Consider the following 18,801-nt stretch of genomic DNA (forward strand, 5'->3'; position numbering starts at 1 on the left):
GCAATTATGCCACAATCGCTCAAAATGATCATTGAACACCTGTTTAACAACTTTGTTGCATCGCTGTGTTTGCGCGAAAAACATTCGCGCGAGGTGCGCGCAAACGAACGAATAAAATTATAGTTCCGTGAAATAATAGATCAGTTCTGCGGCATGGGTCCGGTGAGCAAAATCGGATCGATCCGGGCTTCATTCCACTTCATCCCCCAATGGAGATGCGGTCCGGTGGCCCGGCCGGTGGCGCCAATCGCACCGATGCGCTGTCCCTGAATCACATGCTGACCGGGAATCACGTCGATCCGCGATAGATGCAGGAAGGCGCTGTTCAATCCATGACCATGGTCGATCATCAGCAGATTGCCCTCCAGCGTGAACGGGCGATCCGCGGCCAGGATCACCACCCCGTCGGTCGGGGCCACCACCGGCTCGCCCGTCGCGCCCGCTATATCCACGCCGCCATGATAGGCGCCCGGCTGCCCCTGATAGATGCGCTGCGCGCCGAACAAGCCGGAGACGCGACCGATGCGCGGCCAGATGAACCGCTGGCGCCAACCCTGCGCGTCAGTCACGGTTTCGCGCGCGGCGGCGATCCGTTCAAGCTCCGGCTTGCGCAGGGCAAGGAAGGCTTCCGTGCTTTTCGTCGGACGCAGCGGCGCATCGACCCGCTCGATCCGCCAGTCGCGCGGCGCGACGGTGAGGGCGCGGTCGAGAAGCGTTCCATCGGCAAGACGTCCGATAAGCCGGGCCTGCGGCGCCGCATCGCGGTCGAAGGCGATCAGGAAACGGCCATCGGCATCGACCGGCACCAATTGCCCGTTGAAGCGCAGTTCGACCGTCCCCTTGGGCGCCGTGCCCAGCAAGGCGCCGCCCTGGACGGGCGTACCGGCCAGCACCAGTTCCACGGCAGGCGGCGCTGCCGGGGAGGTGGCCGCCACACCGGCCATCGCCAGCGCAGCGGCGGCGATCCAGCCCTTCATCTAAACCCCGGCACCTTACAGACCCCGCGCCTTCAGTTCGGCCTGGGCGGAGATTTCGGCGCTGGCATAGGGTTCCTGCCGGGCGATGCTCCAGTAGCGCAGATCCTCCAGCGGGATTTTCTGTCCGCTGACGGAGCACACCACATGGTCGCCCGCCTGCAGCACGCGGAAGCTGTAGGCCATATAGTGCAGCCGGGCCGGGCGGTCGCGGTTGGACATCAGCATGGGATCACTCGGCCTTTCCTGTGCAACGGCGTCATTGGGAAAACAGGTCCTGCTGGCCCGTCTCCTGGCCCTCGCGCGCTTTGCGCGGGGTGCGTGACGGAGTCGATATAGCCTCGGCGGCGGGCTTCTCAAGGGGCGTGCCGCCATCGATGCTCGCGCCCACCGCGCCGTCGCGGAAATGCAGGCTGACCGCGCCCGCCGCCCGCGCCTCCGCCACGGATTTCACCAGCCGGTCGCCCGCCATCACCCGCGCGAAGCCGCGTTGCAGCGGCAGGTCGGGATTGACCGACGTGAAGAGACGCGAGACGCGATCGAAAGCGGTCGCCCGGTCCTTGTAAACGCGCTCCAGATAATCCGGGCGCAGCCGCAACCGGCCGACGCGCTCGGCGGCGCGGTTGACATATTGGCGCAGCAGGGCGGGCCGCAACGCGCCGCCCGCCTGCCCCAGATGCGCCCGCGCATCGGCAACGCGATGCCGCAATCCGCTGACCAGACCATCGGACAGTTGGTCCAGCCGCTGGCGCTGGGGCGCGAGCAGCATGTCCGGCGTCGGCATCAGCCGCGCCTGCATCTCCAGCCGCTCGCGCGCCTGCGCCGCTCCTCGCCGCACGGCCCGGTCCATGCGCAAGCCCTGCTCCGTCAGCATCGCCAGCAGCTCCGCCCGCACCGGCACCGCCATTTCCGCCGCCGCCGTGGGCGTAGGCGCGCGCATGTCGGCGGCATAGTCGCAGAGCGTCGTATCCGTTTCATGCCCCACGGCGGAGATGATCGGGATCGAACATTCCGCCACGGCACGGACGACGATCTCCTCGTTGAAGCTCCACAAATCCTCGATCGAGCCGCCGCCACGCGCCACGATCACCAGATCGGGCCGAGGCACAGGGCCGCCCGGCTGCATCTCGCTGAACCCGCGCACCGCCCGCGCCACCTGCTCGGCGGCGCCCTGTCCCTGCACCAGCACCGGCCAGAGCAGCACCTGCGTCGGGCAGCGATCCTCCAGACGATGGAGAATGTCCCGGATCACCGCCCCGGTGGGCGAGGTCACGACGCCGATCACGCGAGGCATGAAGGGCAAACGCCGCTTGCGCTCCCGGTCGAACAGCCCCTCCGCCGCCAGCTTCTGTTTCAATTTCTCCAGCAGCGCCATCAGCGCGCCCTCGCCCGCCAGCTCCATCCGCTCGATCACGATCTGATATTTGGAGCGCCCCGGATAGGTGGTGAGCTTGCCGGTGGCGATCACCTCCACCCCGTCCTGCGGCGCGAAGGGCAGGCGCGCCGCCCCGCCCTTCCACATCACGCCGTCGATCACCGCATTGTCATCCTTCAGGCACAGATAGATGTGCCCCGACCCGGCCCGCTTGAAGCCGGAAATCTCTCCGCGCAGGCGGACATGGCCGAAACGGTCCTCGACCGTGCGCTTCAGCAGGGCCGACAATTCGCTCACCGACAGCGGCGGCGCGTTGTCCCCTGAGCGTTCCTCGGCTAACAGGCGCCCCGAGACATCGAAACCAGCTTCATATTCCGGGGACATGGGCGAAATGAACATCCTTCTGTTGGGCGGCGGCGGCCGCGAACATGCTCTGGCCTGGAAGCTGGCGCAATCGCCCGCTCTCAGCACCCTTTATGCCGCGCCGGGCAACCCCGGCATAGCCCAGCATGCGACATTGGTCGACCTTGATGCCACGGATCATCGCGCCGTCGTGGATTTCTGCCTGCGCCACAGCATCGGCCTGGTGGTGATCGGCCCGGAAGCACCGCTGGTCGACGGGCTGGCCGACAATCTGCGGGTCAAGGGCTATCCGGTCTTCGGTCCGGGCAAGAAGGCGGCGCAGCTTGAGGGGTCCAAGGGGTTCACCAAGGACCTGTGCAAGCGCGCGGGCATCCCGACCGCCGCCTATGAGCGCGTCACCAGCAAGGACGGCGCCATCGCCGCGCTGGACGATTTCGCGCTGCCGGTCGTGATCAAGGCGGACGGTCTGGCGGCGGGCAAGGGCGTGATCATCGCGGAAACGCGGGAAGAGGCGCTGGAGGCGCTCGATTCCATGTTCTCCGGCGCGTTCGGCGCGGCGGGCGAGGAAGTGGTGCTGGAAGAATTCATGACCGGCGAGGAAGCGAGCTTCTTCGCCCTGACCGACGGCAGCGCCATCCTGCCCTTCGGATCGGCGCAGGATCACAAGCGCGTGGGCGACGGCGACACCGGCCCCAATACCGGCGGAATGGGCGCCTACAGCCCGGCCCGCGTGCTGACCCCGGAACTGGAAGCGGAAGTGATCGAGAAGATCGTCCGCCCCACCGTCGACACGCTCGCCGCCGAAGGGACGCCCTATAGCGGCGTGCTCTATGCCGGGCTGATGCTGACCGCCGAAGGGCCGAAGCTGATCGAATATAATGCCCGCTTCGGTGATCCCGAATGCCAGGTGCTGATGATGCGCTTCGACGGCGATCTGGTGGCGCTGCTGCTTGCGGTGGCGGAGGGCAGGCTGGCCGAGCAGGGGCCGGTGCAACTGGCGGACCGCGCCGCGCTCACCATCGTCATGGCCGCGAACGGCTATCCCGGCACCCCGGAAAAGGGCGGCGCGATCACCGGCATCGACGCGGCGGAAGCCACGGGAGCGCGGGTTTTCCATGCGGGCACGGCGGACAGGGACGGCGCGATCGTCGCCCATGGCGGCCGCGTGCTGAACGTCACCGCGACCGGCGACACGGTGAAGGCGGCGCAGCAGGCGGCCTACAAGGCGGTCGACGCCATCGGCTTCCCGACCGGCTTTTACCGCCGCGATATTGGGTGGCGGGAGGTCGCGAGGGAGGAGGCCGCGCGCTGATCCCCTTGCGGCGCGCCCTCAACCATCCTTAAATAGGCCAAATTCGGACAGGGAGGGACAAGCGATGCAAGAATTTTTCATGGACTATGGCCTGTGGCTGCTGATCGCGCTGTTGGTCATCATCGGCATCGTCTTCCTGCTGTCCGGGCGCAACAGGCCGAGCGAACCTTCCGTCCCGGTGGAGGCCAAGAAGCCCACCACCCCCGTTTCCGCGCCGCCTGCTTCCGCCCCGCCCCTTTCCAAGCCGGCGGAGCCGGTCGTGCCGGAACCCGTCGCCGCTGCCCCGGCTCCGGTCGACGCTGCGGCGCCCATCGCGGTCCCGGCGTCGCCGGCGGTCACCGCAGCGTCCGGCGATGCCGACGACCTGCTGAGGTTGAAGGGTGTCGGCCCCAAGCTCAACACGCTGCTGATCGAACTGGGCGTAACGCGCTATGCCCAGATCGCCGGCTGGAGCGATGCCGACATTGCCGCCATCGATGCGAAGCTGGGCAATTTCAAGGGCCGCCCGGTGCGGGACCAGTGGATCGACCAGGCGAAATATCTCGCCGCCGGAGACGTTGCCGGTTTCGAAGCCAAATATGGCAAGATCTGAACGGTCAGGCCGGTAGGGGCGCTTTCGCCAGGGGCGGGACCGTCCCGCTCCCTTGCGGCAGGCTGCCGAACAGCAGCGGCAACAGCGTGCCGCGCGCCGTCAGGCGACATGCCAGCGCAAGCAGCAGGAGCGACAGCGCCAGCGTCGCTGCCGGGCCCACATCCGTCATGACGAGCACGCCCATGACCAGCGGGTGCCACAGGTAGAAGAACAGGCTGTCGCGCCCGATCGCATTGACCGGCGCGAAATCCAGCCGCAGGGCGGACAGCATCGGCAGCAGCGCGATCAGGCCAAGGCACATCAAAAGCCGCGCAGGCACGAAGGCCAGGACATTGTCGGCATCATAGAGGCCGGACCACCAGAGAAGGCCCAGCAGCGCGACCGCCCCGGCGATCGGCAGATAGCGTCGCGAAACCCGCCGCTCCGCCATCAGCATGCCGAAGAAGAAATAGACCAGATAGCGCAGGAAGCGGCTGTCGGGCGAAAACAGACTGTCCCCCACCGGTCCATGATGGAGGCCGAAGCCATACATGATCGCCAGGCTGATCGGCGTGCCGACCGCCAGCAGCGCCAGCGGGGAGAAGGGCAGCAGCCGCGTCAGCATGATCAGGAAGAACAATGTCGGCACATACCAGAGGTGAAAGGGCGGCCGGAACAACAGGTCGAACGGCAGGGTCCAGCGGAGCGCCGCGCCGCTCGCGATCAGGTACACCATGCCGGCAAAAAGCCAGGGCAGCAGCATTCGCCGGCCATAGCGGGACATCAGGCGCTGGATACTGTCGGTGCGGATGCGGGTGACGTTGAGCAGATAGCCGGAGATGCCGACCATCAACGGCATGCGAAAACCCGACCCGACCCACAGCGCCAGATCGTGGCCGCCGGTCAGTTCCATCACGTGCCCACCCATGACGAGCAGGATCAGCACGCCTTTCAGCAGGTCGATCGACGGATTCTTGCCCACAAAAATTGCCCCGGTGCAGGAATCGGAACGATAGCGTCACATTCTTGCCCGATCGTTAAGGCGCAGTAGGGAATTTCGGCTTTGCGCCGTAGAAAAAGACGCTACTTATATCCTTCGATGAAGACGCCGCTGCTGCAACGCCTCGACGCCTCGCCTTTTGCCAAATGGGGGCTGGCGGCCCTCATCTTCTGCCTGATCGTCGGTAGCTGGCTGGCGGTGGGCCGATACCGCGCGGCGCATGTGACGCTGCCGGACGACGGGCCCGGGCCAAGCGCCTGTTCGCTCTGGTTCGTAGGCAGTTCTTCCATGCGCCGCTGGACCAGCCTCAGCCGGGACATGGCGCCATGGAAAACGCATAACCGGGGCATCGATGATGCCACCTTTGCCGAGATCCTGCCGCGCTTCGCCAATGCGGCGCAGGACAGCAAACCGGTGGCGATCATCCTCTATGCCGGGGAGAACGACATCGCCAACGGCATTGAGGTTCGCACCGTCCTCCGCAACCTTGGGCGATTTCTGGACCTGCGCAACCGGATGATGGGTGACGTGCCGGTCGTGATATTGTCGATGAAGCCCAGTCCGGCGCGGCGGTCGATCTTCAAGAGCCAGATGCTGTTCAACGCGGCGACGCAAGGGCTGATCGAGCGCATGCCGCTGACCTATTATGCCGACATCACGACGCCGCTGCTGAAGGATGGAAAGCTGGGCGACAATTATCGGGCGGACGGCGTCCATATGAACCCGGCGGGATATGGCATCTGGGCCGGGGTGGTGCGCCAGCGACTGAACGATGTCCTGCCGGCCGAGACTGTCCGTCGCTGCGTGGCTTGATATGTGGAAGGGGGGCTGCCTCTCTGTTTTCGCCAAGCTGCCCATGCCAATGGCGGCGATTGGCCACCATCATGGTATCTCAAGCCCGGCGACGCCTCACCCGCGTCCCAATATTTCCCGTGCGCGCGGCGCCAGCCGCTCCGCTGCGGCGGCATGGATTCCTGGCGCGGCGCACAGCAAGCCGAAGGCCGTCGGCTGCGGCCGGTTGAAGGAAAAGGGATTGCTGAGCGCGTCGGTGACGATCGCCCCCGCCTCCTCCGCGATCAGCGCGGCGGCGGCGACGTCCCATTCATTGCCCCATCGCACCGTGGCGACCAGGTCGGCCTCGTCCGCCGCCACCATCGCCATGCGCAGCGCGATGCTGTTGGGCTTGTCGACGGTGACGAGATCGCGGTCATGGCGGGGCAACTGATCCGCCGGCACTCGTGAACCCGGCAGGACGGCCCGCGATCCGGCCTGCAAGGTCCGGCCGTTGCGGGTCGCCCCCGCGCCTGCCTGCGCTATCCACAGTTCGTTGCGCGCAGGCGCCGCCAATATGCCGAAGCGCACCGCGCCATGCTCCACCAGCGCCACCGATACCGCCCAGCCGGGCCGCCCGCGCAGATAATCCCGCGTCCCGTCGATCGGGTCGACCACCCAGACGCGGGGCAGGTTCAGACGGTGCACGGTGTCCGCCGTCTCCTCCGACAGCCAGCCCGCCGACGGATCGATGGCGTAGAGCCGCTCGCGCAGCATCGCGTCCAGTTCCAGATCGGCTTCGCACACCGGATGGCCGGGCACTTTCTCCCACTGGCGCACGCGCGTTTCCCCGCCCGCCCAGAGCGTCAGGGCCCGGTCAGCCGCGTCCGACACGACCGCCACCACCTCGCGCAAGGAGATGTCAGCCGCCTGCAACGGTCATCCCGTCGATACGGAGGGTCGGCACGTTCATGCCATAGCGGAAGGCGAGGTCGTTGGCCGGCACCAGCGCCCGGAACATGTCCTTCAAATTGCTGGCGATGGTGATTTCCGACACGGCCTGTCCCACGGCGCCATTTTCGATCAGGAAACCCGCAGCACCCCGGCTGTAATCCCCGGTCACGCCGTTGACGCCCATGCCGATCAGTTCGGTGACATAGAGGCCGCGCTTCACGTCCGCCATCAGTTCGCCCGGCGACAGCGTGCCCGGCTCCATATGGACATTGGTGACGCCCGCACCCGGCGCGCCGCTGCCGCCCCGGCTGGCATGGCCGGTCGGCTCCAGCCCCAATTGCCGCGCCGAAGCGCTGTCCATCAGCCAGCCGGTCAGCACGCCCCTGTCGATCAATGCGCGGCGTTCGACCGGAAGCCCCTCGCCGTCGAAGGGTCGCGAACGCAGGCCGCGCAACCGCAGCGGATCGTCGATGATCGTGATGGCCGCATCGAACAGCGCCTCGCCCAGCGATTCCAGCAGGAAGCTCGACCGCCGCGCAATGGCGGGGCCTACCATGCCGCCGATCAGATGCCCGACCAGGCTGGAACCGATGCGCGGGTCGAAGATCACCGGCATCACGCCGCTGCCCACCTTCACCGGATTGAGCCGCGCCACCGCCCGATGCCCGGCGCGGGTGCCAACCGTTTCGGCATCGTCCAGATCCTCGATATGGCGGACGCTGTGGCTGGCATGGTCGCGCTGCATGTCGGCGCCGGTCCCGGCCAGCACGCTCGCCCAGGTCGAATGGCTCGTCCCCGCATAGGCCTCGGCAAAGCCATGGCTGGTCGCCAGCGCCATCTGGCTCCGCCCGGTCGCCGCGCCGCCGCCTTCGCTGTTGGTGACGCCCGGCACGGCCCGCGCCGCTTCCTCGGCTATCATGGCGCGCTCTCTGAGCTGCGCCGGTTCCGGCTCGAACGGATCGGTCAGGTCCAGCGCGGGCAGCTTCTTCCTGAGCAGCCGGTCTTCAGGCGCAAGGCCCGCATAGGGGTCTTCCGGCGCCTGCCCCGCCATGGCGATGCAGCGGTCGACCAAGGTCGCCAATGTCGCCGGATTCATGTCCGACGCCGAAATGCTGGCGGACCGACGGCCGATGAACACGCGCAGGCCGATTTCCTCGCCTTCCGACCGCTCCACATCCTCCAACGCGCTCAGCCGCACGGATACGTTGGTCGAGGCGTTGCAGGCATAGATGGCGTCGGCCGCATCCGCCCCCGCCCGGCGCGCCGCCGTGACCAGATCCTGCGCGCGGGACTGGGCTTCTTCTAGGCTGAGCATGGACTGTGTCGATTCCTGAAAGGGGATATGCAGGGCGAAGGGGCGGCCTTACGCGCTTGGGCCATGGTCGGCAACCTGCCCTTCCGGTCGCTCATCCAGCCAGTGCCGCAGCAGATGCCAGGCGACCGCCATCGGCGGCGGCGCGATGAAGGGCGCGTCCTCTTCGCCAGCCATCGCGGCGCGAACGCCAGCCTCGTCGCACCAGAAGGCATGTTCGATCTCATTTTCATCGATCTTCAGCGCGTCGTCATCGGCCTGCGCCGTGCAGGCGATCATGAGCGAAGAGGGGAAGGGCCAGGGCTGGCTCGTCACATAGCGGACTGAGTGAGTGGCTACGCCCGCTTCCTCCTTGATCTCGCGGATGACGGCTTCCTCCAGCGTTTCGCCCGGCTCGACGAAGCCGGCCAGCGCCGAATAGCGTCCCGCCGGCCAGCTATGCTGCCGCCCCAGCAACACCCGCCCGCGATGTTCGGCCAGCATGATCACCACCGGATCGACGCGGGGGAAATGCTCGGCCCGGCACGACCCGCATTGCCGCGACCAGCCCGCCTTGACCGGCGCCGTGCGCTGCCCGCACACCGAACAGAAGCGATGCCGCGCATGCCAGGCCAGCAGGCTGCGCGCCACGCCGTAGAGGGCAACCTCATGCCCCGGCACCTCGTCCGCCAGCGCACGGCTGCGCGGCGTGGCGAAGAAGCTGTCCGGCGCATCCGCCAGCAGTTCAGCGAAGATCGGCCGCTGCTGCTCATCCACGCCCAGCAGCGCATGATGCTCGACCCAGGCATCCTCCGGCAGCGGCTCCATGACCAGATGCCCGCCCTCGACCACCGGCTCCAGCCCTTCCAGCACGACGCGGCGCGCCAGCGGCGAGGCAAAGGCCTCCGCCAGCAAAGCGGGATTGGTGCGGACATGGTCGACCCGGTCCAGCCGTCCCCCGCCAAAGGCCACGAGCCGCGAATAGGGGGCGTTAGAGCCGTGCATCGTCCATTCTCTCCTTCATCGCTGCCTCGGCGGCGCGAGCGAACAGGGTCGGCAGGCCCGCCTTCCCGATGTCCGCCACGGGCCACCACTCACCTTCGCCGGGCGGCGTCACGTTCGGCCCGACATGGGCATGGTGCACCGTCAATGCGAGGGAGAAATGGGTGAAAACATGCGCGACCGGCTCGGCCACCCGCCGCCACGACGCGGCAAGCGGCGGCGTCGCGTCGGGCGCATCGTTCCAATCCGACGAAGGCAGCGCCCGCATGCCCCCCAGCATTCCCTTGTCGGGCCGCCGCACCAGCCAGACATGTCCGTCGGGCCGCTCGATCCACCAGCCATGGCCCAGCCGGTGCGGCTTGGCCTTCTTCGCCGCCTTGACCGGGAAAGCGGCGGGATCGGCGGTGCGGAAAGCCGCGCAATCCTCCCGCAAGGGGCAAATGCCGCAGGCGGGGTTGCGCGCCGTGCAGATGGTCGCGCCCAAGTCCATCATCGCCTGCGCGAAGTCCCCGGCGCGGGCATCGGGCGTGATCGCGTCGGTCGCGGCGCGAATCTCCGGGCGCGCCACGGGCAGGGGCGTGGCGATGGCGAAGAGCCGCGCCACCACCCGCTCGACATTGGCGTCGACCACCACGGCGCGCCGCCCGAAGGCGATCGCCGCCACCGCCGCCGCCGTATAGGCGCCGACCCCGGGCAGGGCGCGCAGGCCCTCTTCGGTATCGGGAAACACCCCGCCATGGTCGTTAGCCACCGACCGGGCGCAGGCCAGCAGATTGCGGGCGCGGGCATAATAGCCGAGCCCCGCCCAGGCGGCCATGACCTCGGCATCCTGTTCCGCCGCCAAAGCCGCCACATCGGGCCAGCGCTGCGTGAATTTCGCGAAATAGGGCCCGACCGCCGCCACCGTGGTCTGCTGGAGCATCACCTCCGACAGCCAGACGCGATAGGGATCGGCGGCATTGGCCCCCGGCGGGGCGCGCCAGGGCAGTCTGCGCGCATGCACATCGTAATGAGCGAGCAGATCGGATGCTATTTTCTGGATGTTACCCTCGACGCGCATGCCGCCCCTATGCCATTAAGCGAGGCATGACGGAACGCCCCCCGACTCCCAAAATGAAAAGCCGCAAGTCGGATGCGGAAGACCGCCCGCGCATCGGCGCGCCGCGCCGGATCGCGGACCTGATGCCCGCCATCGGCGCCGCCGCCTTCCGCAAGTTCGGCTTCGTCCAGTCCAGCATCGTCACCCGCTGGGCGGAGATCGTCGGCCCGCATTATGCAGCGATCAGCGAACCCGAATCGATCCGCTTCCCCGCCGGCAAGAAGGCGGGCGGCACATTGCAGCTCACCGTCATGAGCGGCCATGCGCCGATGATCCAGCATGTGCTGCCCGACATTGTCGAACGGGTGAACCGCTTCTTCGGCTATGCCGCCGTCGCCCGGGTGGCGATGAAACAGGGGATGGTCCAGGCAAGGGAACCGGAACGCCGCCCCCCGCCGGTCAACCTCAAACCCATTCCGGTCGAGCTGGGCGATTCCCTGCGCGACATTGGCGATCCGGAACTGCGCGCGGTGCTGGAATCCCTGGCGCAAGGGCTGGCCAACAGCAGCGGTTTGCCCAAGATCAGCTAGTATCGCAGTTGAGCAGTTCAAACATGACAACCTCAGCCGTGACAGGGGCGGCGCATCACTGGACCACCGCATGACGAAAATCCGTTTGGCTTTCCTCGCCCTGCTCGCCATTTCCGCGAGCGCATCCCTGTCCGCATGGGCCGCCCCCGCCGCCGACTGGCTGGGCCGGATCGCCCTCTCTCCCATGGGCGGCCATGTGCTGGGCAATCCCGCCGCGCCGACGAAGCTGGTCGAATATGTCAGCTACACCTGCTCGCACTGCGCCCATTTCGTGGGAGAGGCCAGCGAGCCGCTTCGCGCCCGTTATGTGAAGGGCGGCACGCTGAGCGTCGAAGTGCGCAACGCGGTGCGCGACCGATATGACCTGACCGCCGCGCTGCTTGCCCGCTGCGGCGGGCCACGGCGCTTCTTCGGCAATCATGAGGCGCTGTTCGCCAATCAGGATGCCTGGATGGAAAAGCTCCAGGCCTATGAAAAGGACGCCGCCAAGCCCGCCGACCAGAAGGCCGCCCTGCGCGACATAGGGCAAAAGACCGGCCTCTACGCCCTGATGGCGAAGCGCGGCTACAAGCCCGCCCAGCTCGACGCCTGCATCAACGATCCCGCATCGATGAAGCAGGTCCTCGCCATGACGGACGAAGCCTGGAACAAGCTGCGGATCGGCGGCACGCCTGCCTTCACGCTGAACGGCACGCTGGTTCATGGATCGGACTGGACGCGGTTGCAGGCTGCATTGCCCTGATCTAAACCCTTCGACGACAACGCCCGACGATACGGAGCCCAGAACAACGTGAAAGCCCTTTCCGGACTTGCCCTGATCGCCCTCAGCCTGACCGTCGCCGCCTGCGGCAAGAAGGAAGGAGGCAGCGCCACCTCCGCCGAACCGGTCGCCGCCGTCGCCGCGCCGGCCGGCACCAAATGGTCGGAGACGATCGCCACGACGCCCGACGGCCATTTCGTCATGGGCAATCCCAATGCGAAGGTGAAGCTGGTCGAATATGGCTCCTACACCTGTTCGCACTGCCGCGACTTCGCCGCCGAATCGGCCGAGGAGATCAGGCAGATCGTCGACTCCGGCAAGATGAGCTTCGAATTCCGCAACTATGTGCGCGATCCGATCGACATTTCGACGGCGCTGCTGGCCCGTTGCGGCGGCAAGGACATCTTCTATCCGCTGTCCGACCAGTTCTTCGCCAACCAGAACGCCATGTTCGAAAAGGCGCAGGCGCTGGGCGACGATAGGTACAAGGCGCTGATGAGCGCGCCCCCGGCCCAGCGCTTCGGCCAGCTCGCCGCTGCCGTCGGCCTGGTCGACTTCGCCAAGCAGCGCGGCATATCGGAAGATCAGGCGAAGCAATGCCTGGCCGACACCGCCGCCGCCGAAAAGCTGGCCAAGGGCGTAGAGGACGCCAATCAGCAATATAAGATCGAGGGCACGCCGACCTTCATCCTGAACGGCGTGACGGTGGAGAACACCGCCGCCTGGCCCGCGCTGCGCACGAAGCTCAAGGAAGCGGGGATCTGATTGGACAAGGGGGGGCTGACATCGTCGGTCCGGCTTCCTGCTGATGGCGGGGCGGCTCCGCGCTGCCCCGATCTTGCACGATGCAGATAAAGCGCCTCAAGCTCTCCGGCTTCAAGAGCTTCGTCGACCCGACGGAGCTGCGCATCGAACCCGGCCTGACCGGCATTGTCGGGCCCAATGGCTGCGGCAAGTCGAACCTGCTGGAGGCGATCCGCTGGGTCATGGGCGAATCCAGCGCCAAGTCGATGCGCGGCGGCGGCATGGAGGATGTGATCTTCGCGGGCACCTCCACCCGCCCGCAGCGCGATTTCGCGGAAGTCTCGCTGCTCACCATCCAGGAACAGGGCGAGCTGTTCAATGCGGTGGAAGTCGGTACGGACGGGGAACTGGAAGTCACCCGCCGGATCGAGCGCGGGGCGGGCAGCGCCTATCGCGCCAATGGCCGCGACGTCCGGGCGAAGGACGTGTCGCTGATCTTCGCGGACGCCGCCACCGGCCCGCATAGCCCCGCTCTGGTCAGCCAGGGGCGCATCGCCGCCGTGATCGCCGCCCGCCCGCAGGAACGCCGCGCCATGCTGGAGGAAGCGGCGGGCATTTCCGGCCTGCACGTCCGGCGCAAGGACGCCGAACAGAAGCTGCGCGCCGCCGAAGCGAATCTGATGCGGCTGGACGAAATCCTGTCCGACATGGACGCCCGCGCCAACAGCCTGCGGCGTCAGGCCAAGGCGGCGGAGCGCTATATCCGCCTGTCGGAGCAGATCCGCATTGCCGAGGCGCGGGTGATCTTCGCCCGCTGGCGCGAGGCCGCCGCCAGCGCGGACGCCGCCCGTGCCGAAGCCAAGCAGGCCGAAAGCGCCGTCGCCGCCGCGCAGGAGGCGCAGCAGGCCGCAGCCGTCCATGCCAATGCCGCCGTCGAAACGCTTGCGCAAAGACGCGCCGCCGCCCAGGCCGCCCGCGACGCCGCGAGCGAAGCAGGCCACAAGCTCGCCGCGCTGCGCACCGAGCGCGACGGCGTGGTCCGCCGCCTCCACGACCTCGCCCAGCAGGCCGCACGGCTGGAAGAGGACAGGGAGCGGGAAGGCACGCTCGCCAACGACGCGGCCGAGGCCATTGCCCGCCTCGCTGGCGAGATCGCCGCGCTCAAGGCGCGCATCGCGCAAACCGAAGCGATGCGTCCGGATTTCGCCGGGCGCATCGCCCGCGCGGAGGATACCGCCCGCGACGCCGAACTCGATCTTGCCAAGGCGATGGCGAAGCAGGCGGGCGAGCAGGCGGAACTGCGCGTGGCAGAGGCTGCGCTGGCCGCTGCGCGCACCCGCCTCGACCGCGCCTCCCGCGAGGCGCAGCGGCTGGAAGCCGAAGCCGCCGCGCTGCCCGACCCAGCGCCGCTGGAAGGGAAAAGGGCCGAAGCGATCGCCGCCCAGCAGCAGGCCGGCACGGACCGCGACGCCGCCGAAGCCGCGATCCGCGCCGCCGAGACCAGCCGTGCCGAAGCGGCCGAGGCCCGTGCCGCCGCTGAAGCCGCCCTGTCCTCCGCCCGCGCCACCCTTGCCGCGCTCGACAGCGAAGCCGCTGCGCTCCAGCGCGCCGTCGACAGCGGCACAGGCAACCGCAGCCGCGCGCTCGACCGGCTGAAGGCGGCGCCCGGCTATGAACGCGCGCTCGCGGCGGCGCTGGGGGACGATCTGGAAGCGCCCATCGCGACCGAAGGCAAGCGGCGCTGGGCCGGCGCCGCCGCCCTCGCCGGCGACCCGCCCTTGCCCGAAGGCTGCGCCGCCCTCTCCGCCCATGTCACCGCCCCGCCCGAACTCGCCCGCCGTCTGGCGCAGGTCGCGGTCGCGGACGGCGACGAAGGCCAGGTCCTTGCGGTCGGCCAGCGTCTCGTCACCAGGGATGGACAGCTTCGCCGCTGGGACGGCTATGTCGCCATCGAGGGTGGCGCCGCCGCCGCCGAACGGCTGATCCGGCTCAACCGCCTCGAAGCCATTGCCGCCGCCCGGCCTGCCGCCGAAGCCGAGGTCGAGACGGCCCGCGCCGCGCAGGACGCCGCCTCGATGCGCGAGCGGGAGGCGGCCCAGACGCTGGCCGCCGGCCGCACCCAGCTTGCGGATGCGGACCAGCGGCTGCGCACCGCCCTGCGGGCCGCCGATGAAGCCGCCACCGCGCTCGAACGGCTGATCGGGCGCCGCGAGGCGATAGAGGAGCGGTTGAGCGAAGCCCGCAGCGACCTCACCGCAGCGCAGGCCGAGCATGACAAGGCGCAGGCCGGCCGCGCCGCCATGCCCGATGGGGAGGAAACCCGCGCCCAGGTCGCCACGCTGCAACAGGCGAGCGAGAAGGCAAGGCTCGCCGTCAGCCAGCTACAGGCCGATCAGGCGCTGGCCGATCGCGCGCTCGCCAGCGACCGCGAACGCATGGCCGCCGCCGATGCGGAGGCCAGGGGGTGGCGCACCCGTGCCGGCGAAGCGGCCAAGCGCATCGCCGCCATGGTCGAGCGGGGCGAGGGCATAGCGAAGGAACGGGCCGAGATCGCGGACCAGCCGGACGGTCTGGCCGCCGCCATCGCCATGTTGAGCGAGCAGGGCGACACATTGACGCAGGCCGCGGACGCCGCCCGCCGCGAGGAAAGCGAAGCCGAAGCCGCGCTCCGCGCCGCCGAACAGCGCGCGGCGCAGGCGGGCGAAGCGCTCGCCAACGCCCGCGAAGCCCGCGCCACCGCCGCCGCGCGTGCCGAGGCGGCGGATGAGAAGCGGGTCGAAACCAACCGCCTCTCCGGTGAACGCTTCGAGTGCCCGCCGCCGGTCCTGCCGGAGAAACTGGGTTTCGCCAGCGCCGACATCCGCATCGCCCAGAGCGAACAGGCCGAGCATGACCGGCTCGTCACCGAACGCGAGCGCATCGGCCCGGTCAACCTCGTCGCCGCGCAGGAACTGGAGGAGCTGGAGGCCACGCAGGCCAACAGCCGCGCCGAAAGCGAGGAACTGACTCAGGCGATCAACCGCCTGCGCGGCTCCATCGGCAGTTTGAACAGGGAGGGGCGGCAGCGCCTGCTCGCCGCGTTCGAGGCGGTGGACGGCCATTTCCGCCGCCTGTTCACCACCCTGTTCAACGGCGGCCAGGCGCATCTGGAACTGATCGACAGCGACGATCCGCTGGAAGCGGGGCTGGAGATCATGGCCCAGCCGCCGGGCAAGAAGCTCGCCGCCCTGACGCTTCTTTCCGGCGGCGAGCAGGCGCTGACCGCCGTCGCCCTGATCTTCGGGCTGTTCCTGACGAACCCCGCGCCGATCTGCGTCCTGGATGAAGTCGACGCGCCGCTGGACGACGCCAATGTCGAGCGTTTCTGCGACCTGCTCGACGCCATGGTGGGGCAGACCGACACGCGATACCTGATCGTCAGCCATAATGCGGTGACGATGGCGCGCATGCACCGGCTGTTCGGCGTAACGATGGTGGAACGGGGCGTCAGTCGGCTGGTTTCGGTCAATCTGGGCGGCGCGGAGGCGCTTCTGGCGGCGGAATAGCTGATCCTATTTTGGTAACCGTCATTCCCGCGGAATCGGAAATGACGGAAAAGAGAGCTACCCCCCCTCCATCCATCCACGCATCCGGCGGAAAAGTCCGCGCTCCGTGATCGGCTCCAGCATCTCGCCCGGTCCTTCCGGATCGAGCACCTCATGATCCGCCAGCCAGGCCTGCACGTCGTTCAGGTCAGGCGTCACATAGGGCCGCAAGGTCCGTCCCGGCCTGTCGCGCAGCTGTTCGATGGCCGCGATAAGCCCACGCTCGGTAATCACCGCCGCCACGCGCTCGACCGGCAGGTCAAGATGCTCCGCGACCAGATCGTCGCGAATGCCCCGGATCGCATCCTCGCGCCCCGCATTGGCGGGCAGCGCGGAATCGATCGTCACGTCGCATTCGGTGTCCAGCCGCATCGAGCGGTTGTTCATGTTGGACGACCCGACGCGCAGTACCCGATCGTCGACGATCAGTATCTTGGCATGGACATAGATCGGCTCCCCCCGCGCGGTGAAGGGATGATAGAGCCGGAACCGGTCATGGACGTCCCGAGCCTTCAGCGCCTCGAACAGCCGGGCGCGGGCCGTGTCCATCGCCTGCTGCTCCAGCCAGCCATCGGCCTGTTCCGGGTTGACGATGACGATTTCCGGCCCGTTATCCTCCGCCAGCCGCGCCGCAATCGCCTCGGCAATGCGGCGGGAGGCGAAATATTGACTCTCCGCGTAGATATACCGCCGCGCCGACGCGATCTGGTTCACATAGAGCCGCTCGATCTCGATCAGCGGCTCCTGATCCTCCATCTCCGGCGCAGAGCGGGATATGGCGATGTCGACATCCTCGAACTGCACCGGCAACGCATCGGGCCAGCAATCCTGCTCGCCCTCGACCGGCGCCAGTTCCCCGCCGCCCGCACCCGTCCACCGCGCCCGCGCATGCTGGCCCAGCGCCGCGGCCACGGGTCCCTGCAAGGCGGTCGTCGCGTCATGCCAGGGGCCATAGGGCGAGCCGTCCGGGTGCCGCCGCCATGGCTCCTCATCACGGTGATGCCGCGTGTCCCAGCGGTCGGCCGTCATGTCGATCCCGCCGCAAAAGGCGAAGCAATCGTCGATCACCACGATCTTCTGATGGTGGGAGGCGGCGGTCGGATGATGGCTGTCCAGCTTTACGGTGATGCGCGAATTGGCCATCCAGCGGACCGTGGTGAACAGGTTGGACGGACGCACCATGGACTTCATCGCCCCGACATCCCAGCGCAGCAGGAATATCTCCAGTTCCGGGGTCCGCTCCACCAGCCAGCTTATGAAATCCCCGATCACCGTGGGCGCGCCGTCGCTCGCCTCATCCTCCCGGATCAGCGTGATCGCGGCATCGAAGTCCCAGCCGATCAGCATGATCCGCTGCTTCGCCTTCATCATCGCGGCGCGGGCATGGCGGAAATAGGCATCCGCATCGATGATCACGCTGGCCTTCAGCGCCCGCGCGATCCGCCAGCAATCCTCTCCCTCGCGCGGACCGTTCATGCGCTCCCCACCACCAGACAGCCCAGGAACATCAACAGCCCCGCAAAGCGATTGGAGCGGAATTTGGCCAAGGGATCGATGCCGTCCTCCTTCAACGTCGCGACCTGCCATCCCAGATGCGCCGCCATCGGCAGCAACGCCGCCAACGCCAGACCCTGCGGCCGGACCTGCCAGATCGCGCCGCCCCACAGCGCCAGCGCGAGCGCATAGCACAGCGCCACGCCCGCCCGCACATGCCTGCCCATGGACAGGGCGCTCGACCCGATGCCGATCAGCGCGTCGTCCTCCCGATCCTGCAAGGCATAGATGGTGTCATAGCCCACCACCCAGACGATGCAGCCACCATAGAGCAACAATCCCGGCAGGGCGAGGGTTCCCGCCACCTCGCTCCACCCGACCAGCGCGGCCCAGGAAAAGACCAGCCCCAGCCAGATTTGCGGCCAGCCTGTGATCCGCTTCATGAAGGGATAGGCCGCCACCAGCGCCAGCGAGCCCAAGGCGACGATCTGCGCATAGGGATGCAGTTGGAGCAGCACCGCCAGCCCGACCAGGCAGAGGGACAGCAGCCATATCCACGCCGTCCCCAGCGACACCGCTCCACTCGCCAGCGGGCGCGACGCGGTACGCGCCACCTGCCGGTCGAGGTCGCGGTCGACGATGTCGTTGAACACGCATCCCGCCCCCCGCATGGCGATGCTGCCCAGCAACAGCCAGAGGATCAGCGGCCAGTGCGCCCACACGCCCCCCGCCAGCGCCACCGCCCAGGCCCCCGGCCAGAACAGCAGCCACCAGCCGATCGGCCTGTCGAACCGCGCCAGCAAGGCAAGCGCGCGGGGAATGTCCGGCAATCGCGCCACCAATCCGCGCGCTTCGCTGTCGGGAACGATGCTACTTGCCACTCTCACTCCGTTCGCCCTGTTTGACCGAGTCACTTGCCTCGTTCAAATGTCGAAGGGCTCACTTGCTCTTTAGAGAAGAAAAGGGCTTCGACAAGC

The 18,801-nt window shown here is 67.9% G+C and carries 17 protein-coding genes; 7 read left to right on the forward strand and 10 right to left on the reverse strand.

From position 1 onward, the window contains the following. Positions 1 to 140: 140 nt before the first annotated feature. The 3 genes from A0J57_RS07510 to xseA are packed head-to-tail and all read right to left on the reverse strand — an operon-like array spanning position 141 to position 2,733. A complete protein-coding gene (locus tag A0J57_RS07510) occupies positions 141 to 977 on the reverse strand; it encodes a M23 family metallopeptidase (protein ID WP_061934875.1) in 837 nt (278 codons plus the stop codon). 15 nt (positions 978 to 992) lie between these two features. Then, positions 993 to 1,202 carry a DUF2093 domain-containing protein gene (locus tag A0J57_RS07515; protein ID WP_061934876.1) on the reverse strand — a complete coding sequence of 70 codons (210 nt, stop codon included), beginning with the start codon at positions 1,200 to 1,202 and terminating at the stop codon, positions 993 to 995. A gap of 31 nt (positions 1,203 to 1,233) precedes the next feature. Further along, positions 1,234 to 2,733, reverse strand: a complete 1,500-nt coding sequence (gene xseA / locus A0J57_RS07520) for an exodeoxyribonuclease VII large subunit (protein WP_025549422.1) — start codon at positions 2,731 to 2,733, stop codon at positions 1,234 to 1,236. Between the two features lie 7 nt (positions 2,734 to 2,740). Here xseA and purD point away from each other — a divergent pair, with 7 nt between their 5' ends. Together purD and A0J57_RS07530 are read left to right on the forward strand one after the other, a co-directional pair. Further along, on the forward strand, positions 2,741 to 4,024 hold the full coding sequence (gene purD / locus A0J57_RS07525) for a phosphoribosylamine--glycine ligase (RefSeq protein ID WP_061935025.1): 1,284 nt from the start codon (positions 2,741 to 2,743) through the stop codon (positions 4,022 to 4,024). 64 nt (positions 4,025 to 4,088) lie between these two features. Then, the gene (locus A0J57_RS07530) at positions 4,089 to 4,616 is read left to right on the forward strand and encodes a hypothetical protein (protein ID WP_048576922.1); all 528 of its coding nucleotides are present in this window, start codon (positions 4,089 to 4,091) and stop codon (positions 4,614 to 4,616) included. Positions 4,617 to 4,620: 4 nt separating this feature from the next. On the opposite strand, the gene A0J57_RS07535 is transcribed toward A0J57_RS07530, so the two are convergent. Then, positions 4,621 to 5,577 (reverse strand): acyltransferase, encoded by a 957-nt coding sequence (locus A0J57_RS07535; RefSeq protein WP_061934879.1) that lies wholly within the window; start codon positions 5,575 to 5,577, stop codon positions 4,621 to 4,623. Between the two features lie 117 nt (positions 5,578 to 5,694). On the opposite strand from A0J57_RS07535, the gene A0J57_RS07540 reads away from it, so the two are divergent. Further along, entirely contained in the window at positions 5,695 to 6,408 is a 714-nt protein-coding gene (locus tag A0J57_RS07540) for a GDSL-type esterase/lipase family protein (RefSeq protein ID WP_061934881.1), read from the forward strand. Positions 6,409 to 6,504: 96 nt separating this feature from the next. Here the strand turns inward: A0J57_RS07540 and A0J57_RS07545 are convergent, their stop codons facing one another. The 4 genes from A0J57_RS07545 to A0J57_RS07560 are packed head-to-tail and all read right to left on the reverse strand — an operon-like array spanning position 6,505 to position 10,673. Further along, entirely contained in the window at positions 6,505 to 7,302 is a 798-nt protein-coding gene (locus A0J57_RS07545) for an inositol monophosphatase family protein (protein WP_048576920.1), read from the reverse strand. Beyond that, the gene (locus tag A0J57_RS07550; RefSeq protein ID WP_061934883.1) at positions 7,289 to 8,635 is read right to left on the reverse strand and encodes a TldD/PmbA family protein; all 1,347 of its coding nucleotides are present in this window, start codon (positions 8,633 to 8,635) and stop codon (positions 7,289 to 7,291) included. Before A0J57_RS07550 ends, A0J57_RS07545 begins: the two co-directional genes overlap by 14 nt. A gap of 48 nt (positions 8,636 to 8,683) precedes the next feature. Next, positions 8,684 to 9,616 (reverse strand): NAD(+) diphosphatase, encoded by a 933-nt coding sequence (nudC, locus tag A0J57_RS07555; RefSeq protein ID WP_025549417.1) that lies wholly within the window; start codon positions 9,614 to 9,616, stop codon positions 8,684 to 8,686. Continuing rightward, on the reverse strand, positions 9,603 to 10,673 hold the full coding sequence (locus tag A0J57_RS07560; RefSeq protein WP_061934885.1) for an A/G-specific adenine glycosylase: 1,071 nt from the start codon (positions 10,671 to 10,673) through the stop codon (positions 9,603 to 9,605). Before A0J57_RS07560 ends, nudC begins: the two co-directional genes overlap by 14 nt. Before the next feature lie 26 nt (positions 10,674 to 10,699). On the opposite strand from A0J57_RS07560, the gene A0J57_RS07565 reads away from it, so the two are divergent. The 4 genes from A0J57_RS07565 (at position 10,700) to smc (ending at position 16,291) form a co-directional block, all read left to right on the forward strand. After that, the gene (locus A0J57_RS07565) at positions 10,700 to 11,242 is read left to right on the forward strand and encodes a DUF721 domain-containing protein (protein ID WP_048577243.1); all 543 of its coding nucleotides are present in this window, start codon (positions 10,700 to 10,702) and stop codon (positions 11,240 to 11,242) included. Between the two features lie 70 nt (positions 11,243 to 11,312). Continuing rightward, complete coding sequence (locus tag A0J57_RS07570; RefSeq protein ID WP_048577242.1) at positions 11,313 to 11,984, forward strand: thioredoxin domain-containing protein; 672 nt, start codon at positions 11,313 to 11,315, stop codon at positions 11,982 to 11,984. 48 nt (positions 11,985 to 12,032) lie between these two features. Further along, positions 12,033 to 12,767, forward strand: a complete 735-nt coding sequence (locus tag A0J57_RS07575) for a thioredoxin domain-containing protein (protein ID WP_025549412.1) — start codon at positions 12,033 to 12,035, stop codon at positions 12,765 to 12,767. A gap of 80 nt (positions 12,768 to 12,847) precedes the next feature. Further along, positions 12,848 to 16,291: a chromosome segregation protein SMC gene (gene smc / locus A0J57_RS07580; RefSeq protein WP_061934887.1), complete on the forward strand. Its 3,444-nt coding sequence runs from the start codon at positions 12,848 to 12,850 to the stop codon at positions 16,289 to 16,291. Positions 16,292 to 16,348: 57 nt separating this feature from the next. Here the strand turns inward: smc and A0J57_RS07585 are convergent, their stop codons facing one another. Both A0J57_RS07585 and ubiA read right to left on the reverse strand, forming a co-directional pair. Beyond that, entirely contained in the window at positions 16,349 to 17,806 is a 1,458-nt protein-coding gene (locus tag A0J57_RS07585) for a phospholipase D-like domain-containing protein (protein ID WP_061934889.1), read from the reverse strand. After that, positions 17,803 to 18,705, reverse strand: a complete 903-nt coding sequence (gene ubiA / locus A0J57_RS07590) for a 4-hydroxybenzoate octaprenyltransferase (protein ID WP_061934891.1) — start codon at positions 18,703 to 18,705, stop codon at positions 17,803 to 17,805. Before ubiA ends, A0J57_RS07585 begins: the two co-directional genes overlap by 4 nt. Positions 18,706 to 18,801: the final 96 nt, after the last annotated feature.

Origin of the sequence: Sphingobium sp. 22B, from assembly GCF_001580035.1 — a bacterium.
GTDB classification, from domain to species: domain Bacteria; phylum Pseudomonadota; class Alphaproteobacteria; order Sphingomonadales; family Sphingomonadaceae; genus Sphingobium; species Sphingobium fuliginis.

What these genes read in the sequence shown, in the direction of transcription:
- A0J57_RS07510 (WP_061934875.1), bottom strand. Translation starts at nt 977, where the DNA reads ATGAAGGGCTGGATCGCCGCCGCTGCGCTGGCGATGGCCGGTGTGGCG.
- A0J57_RS07515 (WP_061934876.1), bottom strand. Translation starts at nt 1,202, where the DNA reads ATGCTGATGTCCAACCGCGACCGCCCGGCCCGGCTGCACTATATGGCC.
- xseA (WP_025549422.1), bottom strand. Translation starts at nt 2,733, where the DNA reads ATGTCCCCGGAATATGAAGCTGGTTTCGATGTCTCGGGGCGCCTGTTA.
- purD (WP_061935025.1), top strand. Translation starts at nt 2,741, where the DNA reads ATGAACATCCTTCTGTTGGGCGGCGGCGGCCGCGAACATGCTCTGGCC.
- A0J57_RS07530 (WP_048576922.1), top strand. Translation starts at nt 4,089, where the DNA reads ATGCAAGAATTTTTCATGGACTATGGCCTGTGGCTGCTGATCGCGCTG.
- A0J57_RS07540 (WP_061934881.1), top strand. Translation starts at nt 5,695, where the DNA reads ATGAAGACGCCGCTGCTGCAACGCCTCGACGCCTCGCCTTTTGCCAAA.
- A0J57_RS07550 (WP_061934883.1), bottom strand. Translation starts at nt 8,635, where the DNA reads ATGCTCAGCCTAGAAGAAGCCCAGTCCCGCGCGCAGGATCTGGTCACG.
- nudC (WP_025549417.1), bottom strand. Translation starts at nt 9,616, where the DNA reads ATGCACGGCTCTAACGCCCCCTATTCGCGGCTCGTGGCCTTTGGCGGG.
- A0J57_RS07560 (WP_061934885.1), bottom strand. Translation starts at nt 10,673, where the DNA reads ATGCGCGTCGAGGGTAACATCCAGAAAATAGCATCCGATCTGCTCGCT.
- A0J57_RS07565 (WP_048577243.1), top strand. Translation starts at nt 10,700, where the DNA reads ATGACGGAACGCCCCCCGACTCCCAAAATGAAAAGCCGCAAGTCGGAT.
- A0J57_RS07570 (WP_048577242.1), top strand. Translation starts at nt 11,313, where the DNA reads ATGACGAAAATCCGTTTGGCTTTCCTCGCCCTGCTCGCCATTTCCGCG.
- smc (WP_061934887.1), top strand. Translation starts at nt 12,848, where the DNA reads ATGCAGATAAAGCGCCTCAAGCTCTCCGGCTTCAAGAGCTTCGTCGAC.
- A0J57_RS07585 (WP_061934889.1), bottom strand. Translation starts at nt 17,806, where the DNA reads ATGAACGGTCCGCGCGAGGGAGAGGATTGCTGGCGGATCGCGCGGGCG.